Origin of the sequence: Aeromonas sp. 603404, from assembly GCF_049171775.1 — a bacterium.
Taxonomy (GTDB): domain Bacteria; phylum Pseudomonadota; class Gammaproteobacteria; order Enterobacterales; family Aeromonadaceae; genus Aeromonas; species Aeromonas veronii_A.
In genome coordinates this window covers 23,967-50,332 of the sequence record NZ_JAAKPE010000019.1, presented here as the reverse complement: position 1 = coordinate 50,332, position 26,366 = coordinate 23,967, and the positions used below count along the sequence as shown (strand labels likewise).

Genomic DNA, 26,366 nt, shown 5'->3' with positions numbered 1-26,366 from the left:
CAGAGACCATGCAAATCCTCCTCGAAGACCCCGCCAAGGCCGCGCAGGCAGACGCGCTGGCCAGCCAGCTTGGCCAAATCGACCTTCCCCTGTTTGCTCTGGTGTTTACCCCGGAGCGGCTGGAGTTGCGCAAGCTGGATGAGCCCAAGCTGGGGGCCGTCTATGTGGATTTCGTCGAAGGGGCCGTCGCCCATCGCCGCAAATTTGGCGGCGGTCGTGGCCAGTCCATCGCCAAGGCAGTGGGGCTCAAGGCCGGCGCCACACCGACCGTAGTGGATGCCACTGCCGGACTGGGGCGTGATGCCTTCGTTCTGGCTTCTCTTGGTTGCAAGGTGACCCTGATCGAACGCAGCCCTGTGGTAGCCGCCCTGCTGCAGGATGGTCTGGCTCGAGCCGCCGAAGACCCGGAGATTGGCCCCTGGGTGCGCGAGCGGATGCAGTTGCTGCACGGCCCGGCGGTGGAGACCTTGCTAGGGCTAACCGAGCGGCCTGACGTCATCTACCTCGACCCCATGTTCCCCCACAAACAGAAGTCGGCGCTGGTGAAAAAAGAGATGCGGGTGTTTCAGTCGCTGGTGGGGCCGGATCTTGACGCCGATGCCCTGCTGCCGGCGGCGCTGAAGATGGCACAAAAGCGGGTAGTGGTGAAGCGACCGGACTATGCTGGCTGGCTCAATGAGCACAAACCCAGCATGGCTATCGAGACCAAGAGCAACCGCTTTGACGTCTATGTGATGGCGGCGCTGGCGGGATAACGCCGCACGCGAGGGGTAAAAGAAGAGGGCCAACCCGATGGGGTTGGCCCTCTTGCCATCTATTGGCCGTCGGCTGGGGCCGGCGGGGTAAAGCGGATCAGTTTTTCCTCCCCCTGCCAGCTGAGCACCATGGTGACCAGCTCCGCCAGACTGAGCCGTTCGCCACTGTGCAGCAGCAGGTACTCGATCCCTTCTCTGGCCTCGATGGTGCGGATCTTGTCCGCCCACTGACGTCCGTCCCGACTGGTCAGCGCGACCGGCAACTGCCAGCTGGCGGCGATCTCCAGCCAGTCGTAGAGATCGCAACTGATGGGTTGGTAGGTGTTCATGTGCGGGTTGCCCTCTTGTCGCCGGTTACTGGAAATTGATGATGGTGGCGGGCGCCACCACCGCCTGGGCTTTCTGCACCTGTTCCAGTTGCAGCGGGTCGCCAGCCAGCGCCGGATCGTCCTCGTGGCCATTGCAGACCAGCGCCAGATCGTAGCTACCGAGATTAACAAATCCCAACTCGTAACCAAAGCCGCCACCGCTTTGCGGCAACACGGGCGCGCTGGCATAGAAGCCGTTGTCGCTGTCCGCCATGTCGGGGTAGTTGTCGTCACTTCTGGGTTGGTAGAAGTAGACGAAAGCCTTGTCGGTCAGCAGGCCGCCACACAAGCCAGCTGCTACCGTGCCCCTGACGATGGTGACCTGGGTGTTATTCACCAGCCGCACCCCTCTGGGCTTGAGCTTGTAGTACTGCTCGTGGCCGGGCAGCACCATGGCCTGGCGCAGGTCGAACTCGGTGGTGAAGGCGCTGAGGCCGTTTGCTGCGATGGTGAAGGCATCCAGCTTGAGCTCGCTGCTTGGCACTTCCAGCGGCTTGATCCCCCCATCATCCCGTTTGACGTAGGAGTAGGGGGTGCCATTCAGAAATTGGTTGCTGACCTCCCGTCCATCCAGTATCCGCAACCTCATCTGGCTGTAGTCACCGGGCATCACGCTCTGACCGGACAGCAGGAGGCGACTGGCGGATCCTTGATAACTCAGCAGGTCGATGTAGGTGAACTGCGGCCGGTCTGCACTGTCGAGCGGTATCGTCTCGCCGCTCGGGGTGCAGCCATCGTCCTGGGCCGAGGTGAGAAAACTGGCGGTGGTCCAGATCTGTTCGTTGCCGGCGACGGGGTGGATGCTGATGTTGGCGACGGCGATGCAGACCTTGCTGACCGCATCCACCGGGGCGTCGGAGAAGGCCAGCGAGAGCTGGGCTGGTTGTGGTTGGCTATTGCTGTCGCCACCACCGCCGCAGGCGGTGAGCAGGGTGGTCAGTCCGATCAGAGTCAAGGATTTCATGGCGTCCATTCCGGTTGGTTATGAAGACACCCCAACTCTAGTCGAACGTTGGTCATGAAGGGGAGGCTGGGCCCAGACGCAAGGGCGGGATCTGCCCGTCAGCCCAATAACATCAAGGTGCAGGCCTGAGTAGCACCAGTGTTGGCAGCGAAAGAGATTTTCGGAACGCCGGGGCACTGATTGGGCGTGGCCCAATCAGGCTTCCAGCAGGCGGGTGGGCCAGCCCATCTTCTGCTGGCGCTCTACCTCGAGGCGCAGCTCGCTGGCGCGCAGGTAGTGCTCGTCCAGCCACCCCTTGGGCAGGGTCAGGGTCAGTGACTCCTCTTCTGCCTGCAGGGTGAAGCTGGGCACTGTGCCCTGGGTACGGCGCATGCAGAGGATCAGCGCGATGCGCAGGATACGGGCCAGCCGGATCGCCTGACGACCGGTGACGGCACCCTGTTTCTCCAGTGGTTCCAGCTTGAATTCGTCCCGCTGGTTGAACAGCAGGGCCGACAACAGCTTCTTTTGCGCGGGAGTAAAGCCCGGCATGTCGATGTTGTCGATGATGTAGGCGGCGTGTTGCGGCGCCTTCTTGTATTCGATACAGAGGCCGATCTCATGCAGCAGGGCGGCATAACGCAAAATCGGGCGACCGTAGCGTTTGGAGAGTCGCCAGGCCGGTTGCAGCTGGTTGAACGCCTCGACGGCGGTATCGCGCACCCGTTCGGCGTGCTCTTTATCCAGCTGATAGCGGCTGATCAGGCTGTCGGCGGTGCGATCCCGGGCATCACAGTCGTGATTGTTGCCGAGCAGACCGTAGATCAGTCCTTCACGCAGGGCGCCCCCCGCGAGGGTCATGCTCTCGATATCGAGTGTTTCGAAGATGGCGATCAGGATGGCGAGGCCGGAGGGGAACACGGTCAGCCGCTCGGCCGCCAGCCCTTCCAGTTGCAGCCGGTCGAGCTTGCCGCAGGCGATGGCCTGACCCATCAGCTCCTGCAGTTTCGGCAGGGTGACCCGTTCGCTCTTCCCTTGCGCCAGCATGATCTCTTGCAGCGCCTGTACCGTGCCGGAGGCGCCGACACATGTGCGCCAGCCGAGGGCGCGGTAATCTTCTGCCACCTTCTCCAGCACCGCCTTGGCGGCAGCAATCGCCTGCTCGAAACGGGCTTCAGAGAGCTCGCCATCACCGAAGTGATTGTTGAGCCAGGTGACGCAGCCCATGTGCAGGCTGTTGAGCAGTTTTGCTTCGCTATGTTCGCCGATCACCAGTTCGGTACTGGCACCGCCGATGTCGATCACCAGTCGGTTGCCTTCCCCGGCAGAGGTCCAGGAGACCCCTTCATAGATGGTCTTGGCCTCTTCCTCGCCCGAGATGATCTCGATGCTGTGGTTGAGCACCCGTTCCGCTTCGCTGAGGAACTCGTCGACGTTGGTGGCAAGCCGCAAGGTTGCGGTGCCCACCACCCGGATGTTGTCGGCCGGAATGTCCTGCAACTGCTCGGAGAAGAGACGCAGGCAGTCCCAGCCCCGCTCCATGGCGGCACGGCTGAGACGAAATTCCGGATCGAGCCCGGCTGCGAGGCGAACCTTGCGCTTGACCTTGGCGACGGTGCGCAAGGCACCGGCGACCTCGCGCACCACCAGCATATGAAAGCTATTGGAGCCGAGGTCGATAGCGGCATAGAGAGGCGAGTTGTGCAACGGGCCTATCCTTTAGCTTTTGCGCGGCGGACGACGACGGTTGTTGCTGTTGCCACCGCCCTGGCGATCCCGCATGTTGCGGTTCACCGGCTGACGGTTGCGGAACACCCGTTTCGGCGGGGTAACGTCATCCAGCAGCGCTTCGCGATCATATTTGCTGACTGGAATGGCGTGGTGGATGTACTCCTCGATGGCCGGCAGGTTGAAGGCATAGTCTTCACAGGCCAGGCTGATGGAGTGACCGCTCTTGCCGGCACGACCGGTACGACCGATACGGTGTACATAGTCCTCTGCGTCGTCGGGCAGGTCATAGTTGAAGACGTGGGTCACGTCAGGGATGTGCAGACCACGGGCGGCCACGTCGGTGGCGACCAGAATATCGAGCGCACCCTTGGTGAAATCCTCGAGGATCTTCATCCGCTTCTTCTGCGGCACGTCACCGGTCAGCAGACCGACGCGGTGGCCGTCGTTTTCCAGCCAGGCGTGAACGTCTTCACAGACATGCTTGGTGTTGGCGAAGACGATCGCTTTTTCCGGCCACTCCTCTTCCATCAGGGAGAGCAGCAGCAACATCTTGTCTTCATTGGAGGGGTAGAACAGCTCCTCCTTGATCCGCACGCCGGTCATCTGCTCAGGCTCTACCTGCACATGTTCCGGATGGTTCATGTGTTCGTAGGCAAGCTCCTGCACGCGCAGGGAGAGGGTTGCGGAAAACAGCATGCTCAGACGCTCGGTCGCGGGCGGCATGCGGCGGAACAGGAAGCGGATGTCCTTGATGAAGCCCAGATCGAACATGCGATCCGCTTCGTCCAGTACCACGACCTGAATGTTGCTCAGATCGATCACCTTGGACTTGAAGTAGTCGATGATGCGGCCGGTGGTGCCGATCAGGATGTCGACGCCCTGCTCCAGCACGGCCAGCTGCTTGTCGTAACCTTCGCCACCGTAGGCGAGGCCGAGTTTCAGGCCGGTAGAAGCGGCGATGCTGTCGGCATCGTTATAGATCTGTACTGCCAGCTCCCGGGTGGGTGCCATGATGATGGCTCTGGGTTGATTTACCAGACGGGGTTTGGTCAGCGGGTGGGTAAGAAGATAGTTGAAGGTGGCGGCCAGAAAGGCGATGGTTTTGCCGGTGCCTGTCTGAGCCTGACCGGCGAGGTCATGACCTTCTACCAGCAGTGGCAGAGACAGTGCCTGGATGGGCGTGCAATAGTGAAATCCCTTTGATTCCAGACCAGCCAGAACTTCGGGTTCGAGGCCCATTTGGGCGAATTTGTCGGTCGTTAAGTGTGTTTTGCTCATGGCGGTAGGTTATCAGGTTAGGCTTGCAATAATAAACAGGATCATTTCAAATAGGGCAACTATTGCCTTTGTTGATATGTCAATAAAGCCTTAATTACTGACTGGAGTTGGAGATGAGTGACAAGATTGTTCAGCTGAGCGATGCCAGCTTCGAGGCAGATGTAATCAAAGCCGATGGCGCCGTTCTGGTCGACTTCTGGGCCGAGTGGTGTGGTCCGTGCAAGATGATTGCCCCGATCCTGGAAGAAGTTGCCCAAGAGTACGAAGGTCGCGTGACCGTAGCCAAACTGAACATCGACCATAACTCTGATACTCCGCCCAAGTACGGCATTCGTGGTATCCCGACCCTCTTGCTGTTCAAGAATGGCGAAGTGGCAGCGACCAAGGTCGGTGCACTGTCCAAGACTCAGCTGAAAGAGTTCCTGGACGGCAACCTGTAATAATTAAAGAGGAGCGCATTGCAATAATGCGCTCCTTGTGTTTTATCACCTAGACGCTCATCCCGATTGGTGCTAGTTTATCGCTCGTTTGCTAACCTTTTTGCCTGACTCTTTGCTAACCACAGCCTGGCAATCAAATCCGATCAGCATCAATCCAGCAGACTGTCTCCTCATTTCAATCCTTGCTTACAGACTTTCACCACTATGAATCTGACTGAATTAAAGAACACTCCTGTGTCCGAGCTGGTCAAGCTTGGCGAATCCATGGGGTTGGAAAATCTGGCTCGGGCGCACAAGAAAGATATTATTTTTGCAATCCTCAAGGCGCACGCCAAGGGTGGTGAAGATATCTTTGGCGACGGTGTGCTGGAAATCCTGACCGATGGTTTCGGCTTCCTGCGCAGTGCAGACGGCTCCTATCTGGCAGGCCCTGACGATATCTACGTCTCCCCGAGCCAGATCCGCCGCTTCAACCTGCGTACCGGCGATACCATCTCCGGCAAGATCCGGCCACCGAAAGAGGGCGAACGCTACTTCGCACTGCTCAAGGTCAATGAGGTCAACTACGACCGTCCGGAAAACTCCCGCAACAAGATCCTGTTTGAAAACCTTACCCCCCTGCATGCCAACGAACGTCTGCGCATGGAACGGGGTAATGGCTCTACCGAAGATATCACCGCCCGTGTACTGGACCTGGCTTCCCCCATCGGTAAAGGCCAGCGTGGCCTGATCGTGGCGCCGCCCAAGGCCGGTAAGACCATGCTGCTGCAGAACATCGCCCAGAGCATCGCCTACAACCACCCGGACTGTGAACTGATCGTTCTGCTGATCGACGAGCGTCCGGAAGAGGTGACCGAGATGCAGCGGATGGTGAAAGGTGAAGTGATCGCTTCCACCTTTGACGAGCCTGCTTCCCGTCACGTTCAGGTTGCCGAAATGGTGATCGAGAAGGCCAAGCGTCTGGTCGAGCACAAGAAAGATGTGGTGATCCTGCTGGACTCCATCACCCGTCTGGCTCGCGCCTACAACACCGTTATCCCGTCATCCGGCAAGGTACTGACCGGTGGTGTGGACGCCAACGCCCTGCACCGTCCCAAGCGCTTCTTCGGCGCCGCGCGTAATGTTGAAGAGGGCGGCAGCCTGACCATCATCGCCACCGCGCTGATCGATACCGGCTCCAAGATGGATGAAGTCATCTACGAAGAGTTCAAGGGTACCGGCAACATGGAACTGCACCTCTCGCGCAAGATTGCCGAGAAGCGTGTCTACCCGGCCATCGACATCACCCGCTCCGGCACCCGCAAGGAAGAGCTGCTGACCACTGGTGACGAGCTGCAGAAGATGTGGATCCTGCGCAAGATTGTCCACCCGATGGGCGAGATCGACGGTATCGAGTTCCTCATCGACAAGCTGGCGATGACCAAGACCAACGACGAGTTCTTCGACGCCATGCGGCGCCAGCAGAAGTAAGTCCGGTCAGAAAATGACGAAACCGCGGCCCTGGTCGCGGTTTTTGTTTATCTGTTTTCCGGTCGCCCTAGTAGTATGAGATCCCGATGTCACATGGATGGAGACGTCATGAAGCCTGTTTTCTGGTTATTGCTGGGGTTGCTGAGTGCAATGCCAGCCTGCGCGCAGAGTGCTCCGATCGCGGTGACAGCCGAGACGTTGCAGACTCACCAACGCTATCTGGCGGGCCGTCTGCAGGAGGGGCAATTTGCAGCCATCGACTCTCTGCTGGCGACCCTGAGCCGCGAGCGGCGGGAGTTCCTGCTGTTGCAGCTGCTGCGGGATATTCCGGTTACCGCTCCTGCGTCCCCCGCGTTGCAACGCTGGGTCGAGGCACAGGCCGACAAGGCTCCAGAGTGGCTGCAGGAGCAGCAGGTAGACGGTTTTCTGGTGCAGCAACCTGTCTACGATTTTGCCGCGCAGGCCCGTCAGTTGCTGGGCGAATGGCAACTGCACTCATTGGTGCAGCGTTATCAGCAGCAACTTGCCCAGGGCAACTTCCAGCTAAAGTCCATCTACTACAGCAGTAACCCCGATATTGCCATGCAGCAGCAAGCTCTGTTGCTGGCCCTCGACGCCTTGCCGCAATCGATCTGGATGCGGGAGGCGCAAGCGCTGGCCAGCCGGAATATCTATCTGCCCGACAATCAGCTGTTGCTCCATCTGCTGCTGCGCACAGGTGAACCGGCGCTCTATGGCATGTTGTGGCGGCGGCCGGCAGATCAGGATGCGCTGCGCGCACTCGCCACCATCAACCGCTTCCATCATGGCAATACGGCCAGCTCCCTGCTGATTGCCGCCAGCGGCAATCCCGGTTTGAGAGAGCCGGCCCTGCGCCAGCTGAGCGCCCTCTCTCCTTTGCCGCCACAAGCCCAGAAATACCTGCTGGCCGAGCTCTCCAACCGCCAATACGGGGCGCTGGTGGCCGGTCTATTGATGGAGGTGGATGAACCCCAGTTGCTCTCCGGCCTTGCCAGACGCCTCGGCCAGCGTGATCTCCCCCCCGCAGCACCGAGTCTGCTGCCTGATTCGGGTACACCCGATGGGCAGCCAGGGTTATAATGCGTGACCTCCTGAACCCGGTTGGGAACTTGCATGAAATACAAGGATTTGCGTGATTTCATCGCGCAGCTGGAACAAAACGGACAACTCAAGCGCATCACCCGCGAGATAGACCCCTATCTGGAGATGACCGAGATCAGCGATCGCACCCTGCGTGCGGGTGGCCCGGCTCTGCTGTTCGAAAATCCCAAAGGCTACACCATGCCGGTGCTGACCAATTTGTTCGGCACCCCGGATCGGGTTGCCATGGGCATGGGGCAGCCCGATGTGGGCGCTCTGCGTCAGGTCGGGGTCTGGCTCTCCTATCTCAAGGAGCCCGAGCCGCCCAAGGGATTCAAGGAGCTGATGGAGAAGCTGCCAATCTTCAAGCAGGTGCTCAACATGCCGACCAAGCGCCTCTCTTCCGCCCCCTGCCAGCAGGTGGTGCAGGAGGGAGATGCGGTCGATCTCGACCAGATCCCGATCCAGCACTGCTGGCCCGGCGATGTGGCGCCGCTGGTCACCTGGGGCCTCACCATCACCCGCGGCCCCTACAAGAAGCGCCAGAACCTCGGCATCTATCGCCAGCAGAAGATCGCCAAAAACAAGCTGATCATGCGCTGGCTGGATCATCGTGGCGGTGCCATCGATTTTCGCGAGTGGCAGGAGGCCCACCCGGGCGAGCGATTCCCGGTGGTGGTGGCACTCGGTGCCGATCCGGCGACCATTCTCGGCGCGGTGACGCCGGTGCCGGATACTCTCTCCGAATATGCCTTTGCCGGTCTGCTGCGCGGCAGCCGTACCGAGGTGATCAAGGCCATCAGCTGCGATCTGGAGGTGCCCGCCAGCGCCGAGATCGTGCTGGAAGGCTATCTGGAGCCGGGTGAGATGGCGCCGGAAGGGCCCTATGGCGACCACACCGGTTACTACAACGAGGTGGACGAGTTCCCGGTCTTTACCATCACCCACATCACCAAGCGGCGCGATGCCATCTATCACAGCACCTACACCGGCCGTCCGCCCGATGAACCGGCGGTACTGGGTCTGGCGCTGAACGAGGTGTTCGTGCCGCTGCTGCAGAAGCAGTTCCCCGAGATTGTGGACTTCTATCTGCCGCCGGAGGGGTGCTCCTACCGGATGGCGGTGGTGACCATCAAGAAGCGTTACCCGGGCCACGCCAAGAGGGTGATGCTGGGAGTCTGGTCCTTCCTGCGCCAGTTTATGTACACCAAGTTCGTGGTGGTGTGTGACGATGACGTCAACGCCCGCGACTGGAAGGATGTGATCTGGGCCATCACCACCCGGATGGACCCGGCACGGGACACCACCTTGATCGAGCATACGCCGATCGACTATCTGGACTTCGCCTCGCCGGTCTCCGGCCTCGGCTCCAAAATGGGGCTGGATGCCACCAACAAGTGGCCGGGCGAGACCAATCGGGAGTGGGGTCAGCCCATAGTTCAGGATGAGGCGGTGAAGCAGAAGGTCGATGCCATCTGGGATGAGCTCAATATCCTCGGATGAGGCAAACATGACAGCTTTGCTGCAAAAAGTGATGCGATCCGCATTGATTTGAGTATTCTCGACTGACGGGGCCAGGGCTGCTGGTCGTCACTCCATAGTGAAACAATGAGCGAAGCGGGCCGAGCGAGCCCGCCACAAGGACAAGAATGCAACGTATCAAATGCCGCGTAGAGGAACTGCGCGAATATGTCGACACCATCTGGCATGTGGCTCTGACGCCGCAGCAAGCGATCAGCTTCAAGCCGGGCCAGTATCTGCTGGTGGTGATGAGCGATTCGGACAAGCGCCCCTTCTCCATCGCCAACTCGCCGACCCGCCCGGGTGTGCTGGAGCTGCAAATTGGTGCCACTCCCGAGAACGCCTATGCCGGTCAGGTGCTGGCCCGCATGCGCGAGCAGGGGGAGATCGAGGTCGAATTGCCGGCTGGCAAGGCGTTCCTGCGCGATGAGTCTCCCCGTCCGCTGATCCTGATGGCGGGCGGCACCGGCTTCTCTTACGCCCGCTCCATTCTGGAATATCTGATCGACACAGGCAGCAAGCGCCCGGTGTTCTTCTACTGGGGGGTGCGTCAGGCTCACTGGCTCTACGAACTGGAGCAGATGCAGCAGTGGGAGCGTGACTATGCGCCGCTCACCTTTATCCCGGTGGTGCAGGAGCCGGATGCTGACTGGACCGGCAAGAGCGGACTGGTGCACAAGGCGATCATGGATGACTTCGTCAGCCTCCACGACTACGACATCTATGTCGCCGGTCGCTTCGAGATGGCGGGGGCCGCGCGTGAGGAGTTCAAGATCCTCGGCGCCGAGCCGGAGCGCATCTTCGGTGACGCCTACGAATTTATCTGACGGGATCCCCGCTTGGATGACGCAGCCCCCGGTTTTGCCGGGGGCTTTTGTTTTTGTGGTTGCCGCAGTACCTGATCGTACCGAATGGTTGGATTATCGCGGCGTTATCCCATTATTTTTCAATATATTGGCTATGAATGGCTACTAATCTGGCGTGGCTGGTGGCATCTTTGTTTGGATTGACAAGAGTATCCATAGAGCAAGCACAAGGAGGCGCAGTGTTAAGCAAAGAGGCAAGGGGGCAACCCGGGTATGATCGGGAGGCACCCTGCGCGACTGAGCTGGCCGCCATGCCGGAACCCTCCTCCGGTGGTGATGCGTTTGCCCGTTTGCAGGCAGAGATCGCCGCTTTGCAGCATGAAAACGGCCTGTTGCAGGAGAAGCTCAATGCCGCCCTCGATGGCACCGGCATCTGTCTCTGGCAGGGCACCATTCCCACCGGCGAACTGCGGGTCTTCAATCTGCAGAACTTTCAGGCTGGCGATATGGCTCCTCATTTCGATCAGTGGAGCGCCAAGCTCCATCCCGACGATCGCGCCCATGCCATGGGCAGCTACTTTGCCCACCTTGAGAGGAAAACGCCCTTCTACGAAGCTGAATACCGCACCATCAGCCCGGCCGGGGAGATCACCTGGCTGTGGGATCGTGGTCGCGTAGTGGAGTGGGATGATGAGGGCAGGCCATTGCGGATCATGGGCTCCCATATCGATATCACCCAGCGCAAGGCTTATGAGCAGCGGCTGGCAGAGCGTGCCAACTGCGATGCGCTCACCGGCCTGCTCAACCGGCAGGGATTTGGCAAGGCGTTCGCTCTACAGCCGCCACAAGGGACGGGGGCACTGCTCTTTATCGATCTGGATGACTTCAAGGGGATCAATGACCAGTTGGGCCACGCTTGTGGTGATCAGGTACTGCAGCAGATGGCGGAGTGGTTGCGTCTCATTATGCCGGGCTCTGCCCTGTGCGGCCGTTACGGCGGTGACGAGTTTGTGGTTTATCTGCATCGTGATGTATCAAACCATGCTCTGGCTCATCTGGCCGATGCCCTGATCTGCCGGATGCATGGTTACGTGCCCAAACCCGGTTGCCCGCAGCGGGTGGGGCTGAGTATCGGCATCGCCCTGTGGGAGGAGCAACCATTGAGCTTCCGACAGGCATTGGAGGTGGCCGACCGGGCCATGTACGAGGCCAAGGCGCGCGGCAAGCGGGCCTGGTATCTGCTTCAGGTGTGATGCTTTTTACAGGTTCAATACAAAGCAAAAACCCCAGCTGAGCTGGGGTTTTCGTTATTCGCCTTTGGCGCCGAGCTGCTGCTCGAGCTGAGCCAGCTTGCTTTCGAGGGCGGCCAGTTTTTCCCGGGTACGCAGCAGCACCTTGGTCTGCACGTCGAACTCTTCACGGCTGACCAGATCCAGCTTGCCCAGCTGCGCTTGCAGTACCTGACGCATCTTCTTCTCGGCCTCTTCACCCATGCTGCGAATGCCGGGTGGCAGGGAGTTGTGCACCTGCTTGGCGATCTCTTCCAGTTTCTTCGGGTCGATCATGATGTCCTCCTTAAGCGTTGGCGGACATTCTACCGACAATTCCCTCACTTTGCCGAGATCGCGGCGGCTTTTTAGTCGTGATGGTGCCCGCTGGCTGGTCGGGTCTGGTTAATCACTCACTGTTGTTACCCTTGCGCCCCTTTGTTGACGTAAAACCTTGATTCTCGCCACAAACCTGAGCAGAAGATGACCAACATGAGTCTCGTTGGTTGTTGGTTTTATGTTAACGTCTTGCAGTCGCGGTCGTGATGGCCTCGTTGGCTGGTGATGGATAACAACCCTATAAAAAGAGAATAAAAAATGAAGAAGAAGCTAATTTATGCAGCTGTTGTCAGCGCTCTGCTGAGCGGATGTGGTGGAGATGACAACAAGGGAGATACTACCAGCTCCCTGGACTATGCCCTGAGTGGAGCCAATGGACTTCGCCCGAGTGTGCTGGCCCCCCGCGCCAGCGATGGTACCCTGAAGTTTTCGACAGAAACTGCTGATCTGTCGAACCCGGTATCGGCCCTCTCCACCCTTGATGGCTGGTCAACCACCCAACCCGTCCAGCTGGTACCGGCGACCGTGACCGGTGTCTCTGTGCCGGCCCCGGCGGCCAGCGAGTATGTCTCTGCCGTTGCGCCCCTCTACCTGCTGGAGCTGGTACTGGATCCGGTGACTCAGCGACCCGTTGGAGTGAAGAACAATAAGACTCTGACCTATGGCACTGACTTTGTGGTGAGTGATGGTGGCGGCAAACTCAATCTGGTTCCGCTCAAGCCGCTCAATCCCTCTTCCTACTACATGATCGTGGCGACCGACTCCCTCAAGGACAGTCGTGGTACGCCGCTCAAGGCCGGCGGTGATTACAGCAACTTCAAATCGACGGCTGGTGCAACCGCGCAGGAGCAGACCATCAGCAGCCTGATTGCGCTGCAGGAAGCGTTGTTCAAGGCCGCTACCGGGATTACCGGCGATCGGGTGATTTTCTCCGATTGGTTTGCCACCCAATCTGGCGCCGATGTGCTGCTGGCTGTGAAGGGAGCTGCGGCCACCGTGTTGCAGAGCCCGACCCTGGATGCCGCATCGTTGTGGAAGCAGGACGCCAAAGGCAACACCAGCCTGCCGGGGACCTATACGATTGATGCGCTCAATGGCGGGGTATCCTTCCTGACCCAGCTGGCGAACGAGCCATTCTTGCCTCAAGATGATCGGGATGCGATTGCTGCCGCTGTCGCTGCCAATGCCACATTGAACGGCATCGCGGCGGTGACCAAGGTGTATACCGGTGCCGTCAAGCTCCCTTACTTCCTCTCTACTCCAGCGATAGCCGGCTCCTGGGACAAGGCCAAGACCCAATCCTGGTATGGCGCCATTCCCAGCCTCTATACCATCGCCAATGCGTTGAAAGCGGGTGATACCGAGGTGATCGGTGGGCTGGTCGGGGCGGGTGTGGACCCAGTACTGCTGGGTGAGCTGATCGCCGATCCGAGCCGTCAGGCCGATCTGCTGAGGGAGGCGAGCAAGCTGATCGGGGTGACCCTCACCTCGGGTGGCAAGCCGCTGGATGCCGAGCGCAATATCGGTCGTTTCAACCCGCTGCCGACCCTGACCGAAGTACAATCTGTACCGCTGCGGATCTTTGCCCCCACCACTGACCTCAGCACTGTCACCGATGTGATCATCTATCAGCACGGGGTCACCTCCATCAAGGAGAACGCCTATGCGCTGGCGCTGAGCCAGATAGGTGCCGGGTTAGACCCATCAGTGAACAAGGTGGTCGCTGTGGTGGTGATCGATCACCCGCTGCACGGTGAGCGTGGCTATGCCCTGAGCGGCAGCATGGATACCGTCACCACCTCCGAGAACCCGACTCCCTATCTGAATTTGGGTTATCTGACGGTGGCGCGGGACAACCTGAAACAGAGCGTGGCCGATCTGCTTGGCCTTCGCCTGGCTGTCGGTCTGGCCAATGCCAAGGGGCTGGGTGGCCAATTGGGTGGTGCTGGTCTGAAGGTGCATTTCCTCGGTCACTCACTCGGTGCCATTACCGGGGCCAATCTGCTGGCTGTAGCCAACCAGACCACCGGCAGTGCTCAGGCTGATGCCCTGTTCAAGTTCGATACCGGCGGTCTTGCGATGCCGGGTGGCGGCATCGCCCCGCTGCTGCTCAACTCGCCGAGCTTCGGGCCGACCATCAAGATGAGCGTGCTCACCTCGGGCAGTCCTGAGTTGAAGGCCGGGTTTGAGGCTTATGCTCCCGGTTGCCAGACGGCGGTGCCGACCTGTTTCGTGAACGAGTTCCTGCCCAGTCTGGATGCGGCTACTCAGGCGGGGGCTGCGAGCACCTTGCAGAGCTATACCTTTGCCGCCCAGTCAGTGCTGGACTCTGCCGACCCGATCAATCTGGGCAGTGGCGTCGCCAAGAGCTTCCCGCTGTTCGCCACCGAAATTGTTGGTGATGGGGCGCTCAGCTTACCGGATCAGGTGATCCCCAACAGCATCGCCTCCGCGCCTTTGGGTGGTACCGAGCCGCTGTTCCGGGTACTGGGTTTGCAAGAGCTGAAGGGTTCCGGCGTGCTCCCGGCGGGTCACCATGCTGCGCGCTTCCTGAAAGGGGGCCATAGCTCGCTGCTGGCCCCTGACGAGAACTTTGATCCGACTGGCGCGGTCACCACCGAGAGCCAGACCCAGTTCGCCAGCTTCTTTATGAGTGGCGGTGCGGCGGTCAAGGTGACTGACGACACCCTGCTCAAGCAGTAACTGCGCAGACCATAAGCAAACGCCGCCCTTCTGGGCGGCTTTCTCGTTTCTGAAACTGCTGAATAATCAGGTCGGCTGGTGGTTGCGATCCAGCCAGCCTTGCAGCAGGCCGACCAGCAGGCCGGTCAGGTGGGCGATGTTGGCGGTGCTGGTTCCGAGCATGTCGAAGAAGCCGAGCACCATCCAGAACAGCATAAAGCCCATCAGCGCCGGTGGCAGAGTGAGGCCACAGGCCGGTTGCAGCTTGCTGCGCAGCCAGCAGTAGCCGAGCAGGGCATAGACCACGCCGGAGAGGCCGCCAAACAGCGGGCCGCTGGCGAAGAACTCGGCGATATTGGGCAGGGCGGCGCCCACCAGCAGCAGGATCAGCAGCTTGCCGCTGCCAAGGCGCTGCTCGATCTGACCGCCGAGATACCACCACCACAGCAAGTTGAACACCAGATGGAGTACCGAGAAGTGGATCAGGGCGGGGGTGAAATAGCGCCACGCCTGCCAGTCGGTGAACTGGGCCAGCGTCGGGTGGAATGCCAGTTCATCGTAGATGGGTAGGCCGATGGCCTCGATGCCGTAGATGGCGAGGCAGGCGATGATCACCACCAGCGTCAGTGGCCCCGCCTGATGGAGGAAATCGGTGATGGGATCCGTCATCCCCTTGCTGTAGTCGATGCGGGCATCGGCGCGGCCGGATTGCCAGGAGGCTTCCATATAGCGCGGGTGGCCCGGCTCGGCCAGAAAGCGCTTCACCTCCAGCTGGGCTTGGGCAAGGCGTAGCTCGTCCGCCAACCAGATGGTGACCCCCAGCTCGGACTGGGTCAGCTCGCAGGAGATCCCCAGGGTCGCCAGATAGTCCACCAGCGCTTGTGCCATGCGGGCGTTGTCGAGCACTAGCAGCTGGATCATGCCTCGCCAGCCTCGATGGGAAACTCCCGGCGCCACGCCTCGAAACCGCCATCCAGACTGTAGACCTCGTCATAACCCTGTTGCAGCAGGTATTGGGCGGCCCCCTGACTGCTGTTGCCGTGATAGCACATCACGATGACCGGGGTATCGAAATCCACTTCGTTCATAAAGCGCACCAGGGTGCCGTTGGTGAGGTGGAAGGCGCCGACCGCGTGGGCCGCTTCAAAGGATTGCGGGTCGCGAATATCCACCAGACGGGCTTCACCCGCGCTCAGTTTCTGGTGGGCATCATGGGCATTGATATGGGCAAACTGGTCCATCGGGATGTCCTGCGAATAGGTTGATTACGGGCCAGTGTACCGCAAGCTTGGGCGCAAACTAACCCCACAAAAGATAAGGGAGCCAGCGGCTCCCTTGTTGATATGGCATGCGGCTCAGTGGGTTAACCGCCCAGATAAGCCTGCCGCACCGCCGGGTTGGCCAGCAGGGCGGCGCCCGTGTCTTGCAGCACCACGTGGCCGTTCTCCAGCACATAACCGCGGTCGGCCAGCTTGAGCGCCTGGTTGGCGTTCTGCTCCACCAGAAAGATGGTCATCCCCTTCTGGCGCAACTGCTCAATGGTGTCGAAGATCTGCTGGATGACGATGGGGGCCAGCCCCAGCGAGGGTTCATCCAGCAGCAGCAGGCGTGGTTTGCTCATCAGGGCACGGCCGATGGCCAGCATCTGCTGCTCGCCGCCGGACATGGTGCCCGCCCGTTGTTGCAAGCGTTCGTGCAGGCGCGGGAACAGGGTGAACACCTGATCCAGCAGGCCATGCTGCTCGGCCTTGTCGACGAAGAAGGCGCCCATCAGCAGGTTCTCCTCCACCGTCAGGCGGGCGAAGATGCGGCGCCCCTCCGGCACCACGGCGATATCCTTGCGCATAATGCGGGCGGTGGTGAGGGAGCTGATCTGTTCCCCCTCAAACCAGATTGAGCCGCTGCTGGGCTTGGGCTCACCGCAGAGGGTCATCAGCAGGGTGGTCTTGCCCGCGCCGTTGGCGCCGATCAGGGTGACGATTTCACCCTCTTTCACCTCGACGCTGACATCGTGCAGCGCCTGAATTTTGCCGTAGTGGGTCGATACGTTGCGAAGTTCTAACATCGTGACTCCTTGGGTCCTACGATTCGCCCAGATAGGCCTTGATCACTGCCGGGTTGTTGCGGATCTCATCCGGCTTGCCGTGGGCCAGCGGGGTGCCCTGACTGACCACGAAGATGCGGTTGGAGATACCCATCACCAGCTTCATATCGTGTTCGATCAGCAGCACCGAGACCCCGAACTCGTCCCGCAGGCTCATGATGAGCTCGTCCAGTTCGTCGGTCTCCTTCGGGTTGAGGCCGGCAGCCGGTTCATCCAGCATCAGCAGCTCGGGACGGGTCGCCATGCAGCGGGCGATCTCGAGGCGGCGCTGCTGACCGTAGGCCAGGTTGCCGGCGGCGCGGTTGGCGAGATCCTTGAGCCCCACTTTATCCAGCCAGAAGGCGGCCCGCTCCAGCCCCTCCTGCTCGGCACGGCGGAAGGCCGGGGTCTTGAACAGGCCGGCGATAAAGCTGGTGTTGAGGTGCTGGTGCTGGGCAACCAGCAGGTTCTCCACCGCTGTCATCTCCTTGAACAGCCGCACGTGCTGGAAGGTACGCACAATCCCCTTGCGGGCGATGAGGTGGCCGGGCAGCCCCTGGATCTCCTCACCCTTGTAACGGATGATGCCGCCGCTCGGGCAGTAGAAGCCGGTCAGGCAGTTGAAGATGGTGGTCTTGCCCGCGCCGTTGGGGCCGATGATGGAGATCACCTCGCCCTTGTCGATATCCAGCTTGACCCCGTTGACGGCCAGCAGGCCCCCGAAGCGCATCGACAAATCAGAGACTTCCATTAACTTCTGATGTGTACTCATTTCTTCAACTCCAGATGCGGACGGGTCATCGGCAGCAATCCCTGTGGCCGCCAGATCATCATGAACACCATCAAGAGGCCGAACATCAGCATGCGGTACTCGTTGAATTCGCGGGCCAGCTCCGGCAGCACCGTCATCACGATGGCTGCCAGCACCACCCCGATCTGGGAGCCCATGCCACCCAGCACCACAATCGCCAGCACAATGGCCGATTCGATAAAGACGAAGGATTCCGGGCTGATAAAGCCCTGCCGCGAGGCAAAGAAACTACCCGCAAAACCGGCGAAGGTAGCGCCTATGGTGAAGGCGGTTAGCTTGATGATGGTGGGGTTGAGCCCCAGCGATTTGCAGGCGATCTCGTCCTCCCGCAGCGCTTCCCAGGCTCGGCCAAGGGGCATGCGCAGCAGGCGGTTGATGACAAACAGGGTCACCACCACCAACACCAGCGCCATCAGGTAGAGGAAGATCACCTTGTGGTTGGCGTTGTAGGTAATGCCGAAGAAGTTGTGGAAGGTATCAAAGCCCCCATCCTTGACGGTGCGGTTGAACTCCAGACCCCCCAGCGTCGGCTTGGGGATGCCGGAGATCCCGTTCGGGCCGCCGGTCAGGGTAGTCATGTTGTTGAGCAGGATGCGGATGATCTCGCCAAAACCCAGGGTGACGATGGCCAGATAGTCCCCCCGGAGCCGCAGCACCGGGAAACCGAGCAGGAAGCCGAAGGTAGCGGCCATCAGCCCGGCGATGGGCAGGCACTCCCAGAAGCTCAGTCCGAAGTAGGTGTTGAGCAGGGCATAGCTGTAGGCACCGACCGCGTAGAAGCCGACATAGCCGAGATCGAGCAGACCGGCGAGGCCGACCACCACGTTCAGCCCCAGCCCCAGCATGATGTAAATCAGGGTGAGGGTGGCGAGATCGATGGCGCCGCGAGAAGCCATAAAGGGCCAGCTCACCGCAAACAGCAGCACCAGCACGGCGGTGAGGTTATAGAGCTTGGGCGCCTCTTCCGGGCTCGGCAGCACCAGCTTGGTGAAGCCGACCGAGAAGCCGCTGATGGAGGCCTGAAACAGCTTGGCAATCTGGCCGCGCAGCATCTGGAACCAGAAAACAATGGTGGCGCCCCCCAGTAGCCAGGCCAGCGACACATCGAGGCGGCTCACTACCTGCAGGCTGGAGCCATCGGTCTCCAGCTTGAAGCCGAGCAGCCAGAAAGAGAGCACCAGCAGCACCAGGCTGGCGATACAGGCGTGGATCAATTGATGTTTCATCACACTTTCTCCACTTCCGGACGACCCAGAATGCCGGTCGGCATAAAGAGCAGCACAAAGATGAGCAGGGCAAACGCCATCACATCTTTGTACTCGGTGCTGAGATAACCGGCGGTGAGCGCTTCAACCACCCCCAGCAGCAGGCCGCCCAGTACAGCGCCCGGAATGCTGCCGATACCGCCCAATACTGCGGCAGTGAAGGCCTTCAGACCGGCCATAAAGCCGAGGTAGGGGTTGATGACGCCGTAATACATGCCGAGCAGCACCCCGGCCACGGCGGCCAGTGCAGCCCCCAGCACGAAGGTGATGGAGATGACCACGTGGGTGTCGATGCCCAGCAGATTGGCCATCTTGATATCTTCCGAACAGGCGCGGCAGGCGCGGCCCATGCGGGAGCGGCCGATGAACTGGGTCAGCGCCAGCATGGTGATGAAAGTCACCACGAAAATGATCAGCTGCATATAGGAGAGGCTGGCCTGAAAACCATCCTCACCCCCCAGGGTCCAGCCACCTGAGATCAGGCTGGGCATGGCGATATCCCGCGAGCCCTGAGCCATGCGCATCATGTTCTGCAAGAAGATCGACATGCCGATGGCGGAGATGAGGGGGATCAGCCGGTTGCCACCGCGCAGTGGCCGGTAGGCGACTCGCTCGATGCTCCAGCCATAGGTGCCGGTGATGATGATACTGACCAGGAAGGCGCCCCCCAGCAGTAGAAAGGTGCTGTCGATGCCCATCATCATGAGCCCCGCCATCACCATGAAAGCGACATAGGAGCCGATCATGTAAACCTCGCCGTGGGCGAAGTTGATCATGCCGATGATGCCATAGACCATGGTGTAGCCAATGGCGATCAACGCATAGGTGCTGCCTATGGTTAATCCGTTCAGCAGTTGCTGAACGAGATAAAGGAGGTGTTCGGACATACTGCGTTCCCTGTACTTGCCCGCAAAGAGAGGAGGGGGTGAGCGTACTCACCCCCGATCGGCAGATTATTTGACTTGGCTGGAAGTACCGTCAGCGTGCCACTGGAACACACCGAATTCGAAGCCTTTCAGGTCACCGTTAGGTGCCCAGGTCAGGGGGCCCATCACGGTATCGATCGGTGCGGCCTTGATGGCGGCGGCAACGGCGGCCGGGTCATCTTCACCCGCCTTGGCGATACCGGCAGCCAGGCTCTGCACCGCGGCATAGGTGGTCCAGACGAACGGGCCGGAGGAGTCCTGACCCTTGGCCTTGAACGCTGCGACCAGCGGGGCGTTGGCAGGTACCAGATCGTATTTGTTCGGCAGGGTCACCAGCAGGCCTTCGGAAGCCGGGCCGCCGATGGCGGAGATATCCTTGTTACCCACCCCTTCCGGGCCCATGAACTTGGCTTTCAGCCCCTTCTCGCCAGCCTGACGCAGGATCAGGCCCAGCTCAGGGTGATAGCCGCCGTAGTAGACGAAATCGACGTTCTCTTTCTGCAGCTTGGCGATCAGGGCGGAGAAGTCCTTGTCACCGGCGGTGATCCCTTCATAGGCCACCACCTTCACGCCAGCCTTGTCGAGTGCGGCTTTGACGCTGGAGGCGATACCTTCACCGTACTGCTTCTTGTCGTGGATAACGGCCACGCGCTGGGGTTTGACCTGCTCGATGATGTACTTGGCGGCAGTCGGGCCCTGATCGCTATCCAGGCCGATGGTGCGCAGGGTCAGCTGGTAACCGCGCTCGGTGATCTTGGGGTTGGTGGAGGCGGGGGTGACCATCAGGATCCCCTCGTCTTCATAGATGTCGGAGGCGGGCAGGGTGTTGTCGGAGCAGAGGTGACCGACCACGAACTTGACGCCATCATTTACCACCTTGTTGGCGATGGCTACCGCCTGCTTGGGATCACAGGCGTCGTCATAGATGACGGCTTCGATCTGCTTGCCATTGATGCCGCCAGCCTTGTTGATCTGCTCGACCGCCATCTTGCCGCCGGTGAACTGCATGTCCCCGTACTGGGCAACCGGGCCGGTGAGCGGGCCTGCGATACCTATCTTGATGGTGTCTGCCGCGTGTGCGATGGAGATCGATCCAAACAGAGCCAAAGAAACCGCTGCGCTTACTGTAATTTTGCTCAACTTATGCATTGATTCGTCCCTTAATCAGTGGATTGTTTCATTTACGAGTGCCATTCCGGATCGACATCCCGTGCATCCGGCTATAGGTATGGTTCTATCATTCCTCACGGGGCAATAACAAGCTGTTAAAGATACTAACCAGAGGGGGTGGGGTGGGCTTATTTTGAAATAAATGACCTGTCATTTGTGTTTAATTGGAATTTAGTATCGATTCTTCGCCTTAACATCTTGGTAACCAGAGGTGATTATGATGAAGCACAGAGGATTAGTCTGGTGATATTTTACTCTGATGGTGCTCCCATTTTGACCATTAATCGTTTGCGCAAACAGAAATGAGCGCCTAAATTAGCCGGCATTGACAATTCCGTGGCAGAGCCCGTTAAAACCAAGCCTTTATTCGGGAAATCTGCTAATGTTCCGCCTTTGACAGTCAGGAGACAGAGATGGCCACTATCAAGGATGTCGCCTCGCGCGCAGGCGTATCCATCTCCACCGTCTCACATGTGCTCAACCACACTCGGCGGGTCAGCGAAGACGCGACCCAGAAAGTGATTGAGGCGGTGGCAGAACTCAACTACGCGCCCAACTCGGTAGCGCGCAGTCTTAAGATAAATTCGACCAAGACCATTGGCATGCTGGTCACCACCAGCGTAAACCCCTTCTTCGCGGAAGTGGTGCAAGGGGTTGAAGCGTACTGCTTCGAACAGGGCTACAGCCTGATCCTCTGCAACACCGAAAACCAGCCGCCTCGCCAACAGCATTACCTGAGAATGCTGATGGAAAAACGGGTGGATGGTCTGCTGGTATTGGGGACCGATATCGACACTCCGTTGCGCGACATGCTGCGCATCCACAAGAACGTGCCGCAGGTGGTACTGGATTGGGGGACGGAGTGCGATTTCGCCAACGTCATCAACGACAACGCCCGCATCGGCGCCCGCATGGCCGTACGCCATCTGCTGGAGCTGGGGCACCGTGACATCGTCTGCATCACTGGCCAGCTCTCCAAGCCGACCACCCAGCAGCGACTGGACGGGGTGCGTGATGCGCTGGGCGAGCACGGTCTGACCCTTAAAGATGAACAGGTCTTTGAAGGGGACTACGAGAGCCAGAGCGGCTTCGATGCCATGCAGCGCATCCTGGCCCTGCAGCCTCGTCCGACCGCGGTCTTTGCCTTCGACGATCCCATGGCGATCGGCGCGATTTGCGCTGCCTGGGAAGCCGGAGTCAAGGTGCCGGATGATATCTCCATCATCGGCTACGACGATGTGGAGATGGCGCGCTTCTCCAGCCCGCCGCTGACCACCATCCGCCATCCGAAGGCCGAACTGGGCCAGCTGGCGGTGAAGCATCTGGTCAGCCGGATCCGCAACAAGGAGCTGGAAGTGGAATCGATGACGGTACAGCCAGAGCTGATCGTCCGCCGCTCGGTCAAACCGCTGCGTTAATCCGCACCCGTTGCCAACACGAAAAACCCCCTCTGTCACGAGGGGGTTTTTGTTTATGGGCGGTTTATTTCAGTTCCGGCCAGTAGGCTTTGTTGGCCTCTATCAAGTCATCGAGAATGGACTTGGCCACCGAGGCGCTAGGTACTGTCTTGGAGAGGGTGATGGCTTGCCACAGCTTCTGGTAAGAGTGCTCAACCCAGGCTTCGACCACCAGTTTCTCGACCGCGACCTGTTGGCCCATCATGCCCTGCTGGAACAGCGGAATGCTGCCCACCTGCAACGGCTCTGGCCCGCTGCTGCCGACCAGGCAGGGGATCTCGACCATGGCTTCCGGGTCAAAGTTGGGGATGGCGCCGCGATTGGGAACGATCAGCAGCATCCGCTCCTGGGTGTTGAAGGCAATGGCGGTTGCCAGGTCAACGATATAGGAGGCGTGTTCATCGATCTCCAGCTCGCCCGCTGCTGAATTGCCTGCCTTGACGATGTCGGTACAGGCGGTGAAGACCTGCTTCTCGCGGTGCTCCATCACCTCGTTGGCGCGGGTGTGTTCCGGGTTGGAGTGGGCCACCACATAGTCCGGGTAGAGGTAGTACTTCAGATAGGTGTTGGGCAGGGTATCCGGGTCGAGCGCCCATACATCCTTTGCCTTGGCGAAGGTATCGTTCCAGCTGGCTTCGGCATGACTGGCGCTGTTGGGCACATAGCCGTGGCGGGCAACGTGCCCCTTGATCTTCGGCATCAGGTCGTTGCCTTCCAGATCCTCGATGCGGGTCCACCAGCCAAAGTGGTTGAGGCCGTAGTAGCGTACCCGCATCTCTTTGCGGGATTTGAGACCGGCAATCTGGGCCATGCGCCCCTCGATCCCGATCGGCATGTCGCAGATGTTGAGAATTTTGGCGTTGGGACGCAGGCGACGGGTCGCTTCGGCGACGATGGCGGCCGGGTTGGAGTAGTTGAGCATCCAGGCATTGGGTGAGTACTGCTCCATATAGTCGACCAGCTCCAGCACCCCGCCGATGGAGCGCATGCCGTAGGCGATACCGCCCGGGCCGCAGGTCTCCTGACCGACCACCCCATGACGCAGCGGGATCTTCTCGTCCAGCTCGCGCATCGGATATTTGCCAACCCGGATATGGGCCATGACGAAATCTACATCGCTAAACGCTGCTTTGGGGTCGGTGCCATAGCTGAAGGCGATCTCGGGAGCCTTCTCTTTCAGCAAGATTTTGCAGGCTTCGGCAATGATCTCCTGACGGGCACCATCGTTGTCGTAGAATTTGATCTCCTTGAGCGGGAAGCGATGCTGATTTTCCAGCAACATCAGAACGATACCAGGAGTAAAAGTGCTGCCACCACCGGCAATGACTACAGAGAATTTTTTCATGATCATGACTCCATTACTAAAGACGATTGTTGATGACTGTTGTTCATAATCGATTCCATATTTTCACGTACCTGAGGTACATGCAGACCGATAATTACCTGGATACTATCGCCATGGCGGACGACACCATGGGCCCCCAATTTAATAAACTCCTCATCTGCAGCGGCTAGCTTGCTGTTAACCAGCGATATTCTTAAGCGGGTGGCACAATTATTCAGACTGCGTATATTTTTGACTCCACCAAGTGCTTCGATAATTTGTGTTGCACTATCACTGCCACGCTGGTTTTTGGCTGCCTGATAATCTGACTTGGAATAAAGCTTTATTTCACTGTCTTCCCGGCCCGGTGTTTTAAGATTGAGCCTGATAATCAGCGCGCGGAATATCAGAAACCAGATTCCGGTAAAGACCAATCCGATAGCGATCTGGGTGAACATCATTCCCGCATGGTTGTGGAACATGGGTATCCAGTTCTGCGGCAGGAACTGGTCGAGCAGACCTCCACCCATGTTGCCGACCACACCAAACAGGTACATCACAGTCGACATGGTGGCTGCCAGCAGGGCGTGGATGGCAAACAGCAGCGGCGAGATGAAGAGGAAGGTGAACTCCAGCGGCTCGGTGATACCGACCAGAATGGCGGTCAGGGTGGCCGGGATCAGCAGGCCTGCCACCTTGGCCTTGTTCTCTTTGGCTGCCGTGGCATAGATGGCCAGAGCAATCCCCATGGCACCGAAAATCTTCGAGTTGCCGTGCAGGGCAAAGCCACCCTGAGGGAACTGTTCAATCAGCGGGCGAGAGCTCTGGCTGAACTCCAGCATGTGCTGCGCCCAGTAGAGCTGAATGCCCCCCTCTACTGCCGCTGGGCCGAAGATGAAGGGGCCGTAGATAAAGTGATGCAGGCCGGTCGGGATCAAAATCCGCTCTAGGAAGGTGTATACCCATACCCCGACCGGACCCGAGACCAGCATGAAACTCTGCAGGGAGGCGATGCCCATCTGGACTTTTGGCCAGCCGATCAGGGTCAGCCAGGCGCAGGGGATCATCACGAAGAAGGCGACAATGGTGACAAAAGAGCTGCCCTGAAAGATGCCGAGAAAGACCGGCAGTTGGCGATCAAACAGGCGGTTGTGCAGTGCCGTCACGATACCGGAGATGACGATGGCCCCTATGATGCTGGTATCCAGGGTCTTGATCCCCGCCACCATGGCGAGGCCACTTTCACCCCCCACATCCTGACTGAAGTCGACCCCGAAATAACTGCCCCAGGTCATTCCCATGGCGTTGATAAAATAGTTCCAGGTCATGAAACTGACCAATACAGCCAGACAGGCTCTGGCTTGAGCCTTATTTGCCAGACCGATTGGCAGGCCAATGGCAAATATCAGCGGCATATTCCTGAATACTGTCCAGCCACCCTCTTCAATAATATGGATGATCTGGAAGAATAATCCTTGTGGGTTTGCCAGTGATTCACCGACAAACATCGGGTTTTTCAGCATAATTGCAATGCCTACTACCATACCTGCAAAAGGAAAAAGCAGTACAGGAGTGAACATTGCTCCGCCAAAACGTTGAATTTGACTGAGCATATATTGTCCCTTGGTTGAAATAGCTAATCGAATCCTTGCCGGTGTTGCCAGATGCAAATTAGCAACGATAAAAAGAGACCTCATGAAATATCTTGGAATAATGTGATCTGACGCATGCAGTTATTTAGACAAAGATGTCTAACTTTTGCGATATTGTTGTACCTCTTGGTTTTGTGATGTTCTTGCAGCTTTAGTTGAAAGTTAAGTTATTGTTTTTAAGCAATTTAGCCACTTCATTGAGAATAAGATGGTTGGCGTTGTGACCACAGGAGATGTCTAGCAGTGATCTATAAATCGGTGGCTGATCGACTCAGGATCAGGGTAAACGGTGCCGAGTGCCGGGTGGGAGATGTGTTGCCGGGCGAAAAAGCGCTGGCAGAACAGTATGGTGTCTCCCGCATGACCATTCGCAAAGCGGTAGACATGTTGATCGAGTGGGGATTGGTCGAGCGGCGCCACGGCAGCGGCACCTATGTGACGAAAAAGGATGTCCAGCATGAGACCAAAGGGCTGAGCGGGTTTACCGAACTGATGCGCGAGCAGGGGCGCACTTTGACCAGCCAGGTGTTGGAATTTCGCACCATGCCTGCGCCACCGGCCATCGCCAGTCAGCTGCGGGTGAAGGTGAATGAACCTGTCTACTACTCCAGCCGGATCCGCTCGGTGGATGGTCGGGCTCTGCTGCTGGAAGAGAGCTATATGCCGGTCAGACTGTTTCGCAATCTGTCGGTCGCCCATCTGGAAGGGTCCAAATTCGACTACATCGAACGGGAGTGCGGCATCGCGATTGCGGGTAACTATGAGTGCTTCAGTGCCGTGCTGGCGGATCGGGTTACTGCCGAGCTGCTCCATATCGAGCAGGGGGCCCCTATCCTGCGGCTCACCTCACTCTCATACAGCGAGAGCGGAGAGTTCCTCAACTACTCCATCATGTTCCGTAATGCCAACGACTATCACGTTGACTACCACCTCCACCGTGCCCGCGGCTAGTGCCTGGCTGATGAGGCAGCGTGTC

General features: G+C 59.1%; 24 protein-coding genes. 10 read left to right on the top strand and 14 right to left on the bottom strand.

The features are described from left to right. Positions 1-8: 8 nt before the first annotated feature. Positions 9-755, top strand: a complete 747-nt coding sequence (locus tag G5306_RS19340) for a class I SAM-dependent methyltransferase (protein ID WP_216952437.1) — start codon at positions 9-11, stop codon at positions 753-755. A gap of 59 nt (positions 756-814) precedes the next feature. Here G5306_RS19340 and G5306_RS19335 read toward each other — a convergent pair whose 3' ends face one another. The 4 genes from G5306_RS19335 to rhlB all read right to left on the bottom strand — a co-directional run bounded on the left by G5306_RS19335 (position 815) and on the right by rhlB (position 5,075). Next, complete coding sequence (locus G5306_RS19335) at positions 815-1,084, bottom strand: Rho-binding antiterminator (RefSeq protein WP_216952436.1); 270 nt, start codon at positions 1,082-1,084, stop codon at positions 815-817. A gap of 25 nt (positions 1,085-1,109) precedes the next feature. Further along, a complete protein-coding gene (locus G5306_RS19330) occupies positions 1,110-2,087 on the bottom strand; it encodes a DUF4382 domain-containing protein (protein WP_216952434.1) in 978 nt (325 codons plus the stop codon). Between the two features lie 195 nt (positions 2,088-2,282). After that, complete coding sequence (gene gppA / locus G5306_RS19325) at positions 2,283-3,773, bottom strand: guanosine-5'-triphosphate,3'-diphosphate diphosphatase (RefSeq protein ID WP_064339043.1); 1,491 nt, start codon at positions 3,771-3,773, stop codon at positions 2,283-2,285. 12 nt (positions 3,774-3,785) lie between these two features. Continuing rightward, on the bottom strand, positions 3,786-5,075 hold the full coding sequence (gene rhlB, locus G5306_RS19320) for an ATP-dependent RNA helicase RhlB (RefSeq protein WP_005339414.1): 1,290 nt from the start codon (positions 5,073-5,075) through the stop codon (positions 3,786-3,788). 113 nt (positions 5,076-5,188) lie between these two features. Between rhlB and trxA the strand changes: the two genes are divergently transcribed. The 6 genes from trxA (at position 5,189) to G5306_RS19290 (ending at position 11,666) form a co-directional block, all read left to right on the top strand. Then, on the top strand, positions 5,189-5,515 hold the full coding sequence (trxA, locus tag G5306_RS19315) for a thioredoxin TrxA (RefSeq protein WP_005339416.1): 327 nt from the start codon (positions 5,189-5,191) through the stop codon (positions 5,513-5,515). 204 nt (positions 5,516-5,719) lie between these two features. Next, positions 5,720-6,985 carry a transcription termination factor Rho gene (rho, locus tag G5306_RS19310; protein ID WP_005342418.1) on the top strand — a complete coding sequence of 422 codons (1,266 nt, stop codon included), beginning with the start codon at positions 5,720-5,722 and terminating at the stop codon, positions 6,983-6,985. Positions 6,986-7,093: 108 nt separating this feature from the next. Then, a complete protein-coding gene (locus G5306_RS19305) occupies positions 7,094-8,086 on the top strand; it encodes a hypothetical protein (protein WP_421313503.1) in 993 nt (330 codons plus the stop codon). A gap of 33 nt (positions 8,087-8,119) precedes the next feature. Further along, entirely contained in the window at positions 8,120-9,589 is a 1,470-nt protein-coding gene (gene ubiD / locus G5306_RS19300; protein ID WP_005339421.1) for a 4-hydroxy-3-polyprenylbenzoate decarboxylase, read from the top strand. A gap of 146 nt (positions 9,590-9,735) precedes the next feature. Continuing rightward, complete coding sequence (fre, locus tag G5306_RS19295) at positions 9,736-10,434, top strand: NAD(P)H-flavin reductase (protein WP_042054686.1); 699 nt, start codon at positions 9,736-9,738, stop codon at positions 10,432-10,434. A gap of 218 nt (positions 10,435-10,652) precedes the next feature. Then, complete coding sequence (locus G5306_RS19290) at positions 10,653-11,666, top strand: sensor domain-containing diguanylate cyclase (protein ID WP_227341660.1); 1,014 nt, start codon at positions 10,653-10,655, stop codon at positions 11,664-11,666. Positions 11,667-11,720: 54 nt separating this feature from the next. Here G5306_RS19290 and ubiK read toward each other — a convergent pair whose 3' ends face one another. Then, positions 11,721-11,978 (bottom strand): ubiquinone biosynthesis accessory factor UbiK, encoded by a 258-nt coding sequence (ubiK, locus tag G5306_RS19285; protein ID WP_005339429.1) that lies wholly within the window; start codon positions 11,976-11,978, stop codon positions 11,721-11,723. Positions 11,979-12,278: 300 nt separating this feature from the next. On the opposite strand from ubiK, the gene G5306_RS19280 reads away from it, so the two are divergent. Further along, the gene (locus G5306_RS19280) at positions 12,279-14,723 is read left to right on the top strand and encodes a VolA/Pla-1 family phospholipase (protein WP_421313501.1); all 2,445 of its coding nucleotides are present in this window, start codon (positions 12,279-12,281) and stop codon (positions 14,721-14,723) included. A gap of 66 nt (positions 14,724-14,789) precedes the next feature. Here the strand turns inward: G5306_RS19280 and glpG are convergent, their stop codons facing one another. The 7 genes from glpG to G5306_RS19245 form a co-directional block, all read right to left on the bottom strand. Continuing rightward, positions 14,790-15,623, bottom strand: a complete 834-nt coding sequence (glpG, locus tag G5306_RS19275; protein WP_265774920.1) for a rhomboid family intramembrane serine protease GlpG — start codon at positions 15,621-15,623, stop codon at positions 14,790-14,792. Beyond that, positions 15,620-15,943 carry a thiosulfate sulfurtransferase GlpE gene (gene glpE, locus G5306_RS19270; protein ID WP_005355913.1) on the bottom strand — a complete coding sequence of 108 codons (324 nt, stop codon included), beginning with the start codon at positions 15,941-15,943 and terminating at the stop codon, positions 15,620-15,622. Before glpE ends, glpG begins: the two co-directional genes overlap by 4 nt. Before the next feature lie 122 nt (positions 15,944-16,065). Then, positions 16,066-16,767 carry an ABC transporter ATP-binding protein gene (locus G5306_RS19265; protein ID WP_005342433.1) on the bottom strand — a complete coding sequence of 234 codons (702 nt, stop codon included), beginning with the start codon at positions 16,765-16,767 and terminating at the stop codon, positions 16,066-16,068. A gap of 16 nt (positions 16,768-16,783) precedes the next feature. Continuing rightward, a complete protein-coding gene (livG, locus tag G5306_RS19260) occupies positions 16,784-17,557 on the bottom strand; it encodes a high-affinity branched-chain amino acid ABC transporter ATP-binding protein LivG (protein WP_219296971.1) in 774 nt (257 codons plus the stop codon). After that, complete coding sequence (locus G5306_RS19255) at positions 17,554-18,822, bottom strand: high-affinity branched-chain amino acid ABC transporter permease LivM (protein ID WP_216952426.1); 1,269 nt, start codon at positions 18,820-18,822, stop codon at positions 17,554-17,556. The genes livG and G5306_RS19255 overlap by 4 nt, the downstream gene beginning before the upstream one ends. Continuing rightward, a complete protein-coding gene (livH, locus tag G5306_RS19250; protein WP_005339439.1) occupies positions 18,822-19,748 on the bottom strand; it encodes a high-affinity branched-chain amino acid ABC transporter permease LivH in 927 nt (308 codons plus the stop codon). The genes G5306_RS19255 and livH overlap by 1 nt, the downstream gene beginning before the upstream one ends. A gap of 66 nt (positions 19,749-19,814) precedes the next feature. Continuing rightward, positions 19,815-20,936, bottom strand: a complete 1,122-nt coding sequence (locus G5306_RS19245; protein WP_005342436.1) for a branched-chain amino acid ABC transporter substrate-binding protein — start codon at positions 20,934-20,936, stop codon at positions 19,815-19,817. A 434-nt stretch (positions 20,937-21,370) separates the two neighbouring features. Between G5306_RS19245 and G5306_RS19240 the strand changes: the two genes are divergently transcribed. Beyond that, complete coding sequence (locus G5306_RS19240; RefSeq protein WP_005355925.1) at positions 21,371-22,375, top strand: substrate-binding domain-containing protein; 1,005 nt, start codon at positions 21,371-21,373, stop codon at positions 22,373-22,375. A 64-nt stretch (positions 22,376-22,439) separates the two neighbouring features. Here the strand turns inward: G5306_RS19240 and G5306_RS19235 are convergent, their stop codons facing one another. Together G5306_RS19235 and G5306_RS19230 are read right to left on the bottom strand one after the other, a co-directional pair. Next, positions 22,440-23,765: a 6-phospho-alpha-glucosidase gene (locus tag G5306_RS19235; RefSeq protein ID WP_421276800.1), complete on the bottom strand. Its 1,326-nt coding sequence runs from the start codon at positions 23,763-23,765 to the stop codon at positions 22,440-22,442. Continuing rightward, positions 23,762-25,351, bottom strand: coding sequence for an alpha-glucoside-specific PTS transporter subunit IIBC (locus G5306_RS19230; RefSeq protein ID WP_323913222.1), 1,590 nt, complete (start codon positions 25,349-25,351; stop codon positions 23,762-23,764). The genes G5306_RS19235 and G5306_RS19230 overlap by 4 nt, the downstream gene beginning before the upstream one ends. A 282-nt stretch (positions 25,352-25,633) precedes the next feature. Here G5306_RS19230 and G5306_RS19225 point away from each other — a divergent pair, with 282 nt between their 5' ends. Next, entirely contained in the window at positions 25,634-26,341 is a 708-nt protein-coding gene (locus G5306_RS19225) for a GntR family transcriptional regulator (RefSeq protein ID WP_421313497.1), read from the top strand. The last annotated feature ends 25 nt before the right edge of the window (positions 26,342-26,366 follow it).

Coding starts and splice junctions, on each gene's coding strand:
- G5306_RS19340 (WP_216952437.1), top strand. CDS start 9: ATGCAAATCCTCCTCGAAGACCCCGCCAAGGCCGCGCAGGCAGACGCG.
- G5306_RS19335 (WP_216952436.1), bottom strand. CDS start 1,084: ATGAACACCTACCAACCCATCAGTTGCGATCTCTACGACTGGCTGGAG.
- G5306_RS19330 (WP_216952434.1), bottom strand. CDS start 2,087: ATGAAATCCTTGACTCTGATCGGACTGACCACCCTGCTCACCGCCTGC.
- rhlB (WP_005339414.1), bottom strand. CDS start 5,075: ATGAGCAAAACACACTTAACGACCGACAAATTCGCCCAAATGGGCCTC.
- trxA (WP_005339416.1), top strand. CDS start 5,189: ATGAGTGACAAGATTGTTCAGCTGAGCGATGCCAGCTTCGAGGCAGAT.
- rho (WP_005342418.1), top strand. CDS start 5,720: ATGAATCTGACTGAATTAAAGAACACTCCTGTGTCCGAGCTGGTCAAG.
- G5306_RS19305 (WP_421313503.1), top strand. CDS start 7,094: ATGAAGCCTGTTTTCTGGTTATTGCTGGGGTTGCTGAGTGCAATGCCA.
- ubiD (WP_005339421.1), top strand. CDS start 8,120: ATGAAATACAAGGATTTGCGTGATTTCATCGCGCAGCTGGAACAAAAC.
- fre (WP_042054686.1), top strand. CDS start 9,736: ATGCAACGTATCAAATGCCGCGTAGAGGAACTGCGCGAATATGTCGAC.
- ubiK (WP_005339429.1), bottom strand. CDS start 11,978: ATGATCGACCCGAAGAAACTGGAAGAGATCGCCAAGCAGGTGCACAAC.
- G5306_RS19280 (WP_421313501.1), top strand. CDS start 12,279: ATGAAGAAGAAGCTAATTTATGCAGCTGTTGTCAGCGCTCTGCTGAGC.
- glpG (WP_265774920.1), bottom strand. CDS start 15,623: ATGATCCAGCTGCTAGTGCTCGACAACGCCCGCATGGCACAAGCGCTG.
- glpE (WP_005355913.1), bottom strand. CDS start 15,943: ATGGACCAGTTTGCCCATATCAATGCCCATGATGCCCACCAGAAACTG.
- G5306_RS19265 (WP_005342433.1), bottom strand. CDS start 16,767: ATGTTAGAACTTCGCAACGTATCGACCCACTACGGCAAAATTCAGGCG.
- livG (WP_219296971.1), bottom strand. CDS start 17,557: ATGAGTACACATCAGAAGTTAATGGAAGTCTCTGATTTGTCGATGCGC.
- G5306_RS19255 (WP_216952426.1), bottom strand. CDS start 18,822: ATGAAACATCAATTGATCCACGCCTGTATCGCCAGCCTGGTGCTGCTG.
- livH (WP_005339439.1), bottom strand. CDS start 19,748: ATGTCCGAACACCTCCTTTATCTCGTTCAGCAACTGCTGAACGGATTA.
- G5306_RS19245 (WP_005342436.1), bottom strand. CDS start 20,936: ATGCATAAGTTGAGCAAAATTACAGTAAGCGCAGCGGTTTCTTTGGCT.
- G5306_RS19240 (WP_005355925.1), top strand. CDS start 21,371: ATGGCCACTATCAAGGATGTCGCCTCGCGCGCAGGCGTATCCATCTCC.
- G5306_RS19235 (WP_421276800.1), bottom strand. CDS start 23,765: ATGATCATGAAAAAATTCTCTGTAGTCATTGCCGGTGGTGGCAGCACT.
- G5306_RS19230 (WP_323913222.1), bottom strand. CDS start 25,351: ATGCTCAGTCAAATTCAACGTTTTGGCGGAGCAATGTTCACTCCTGTA.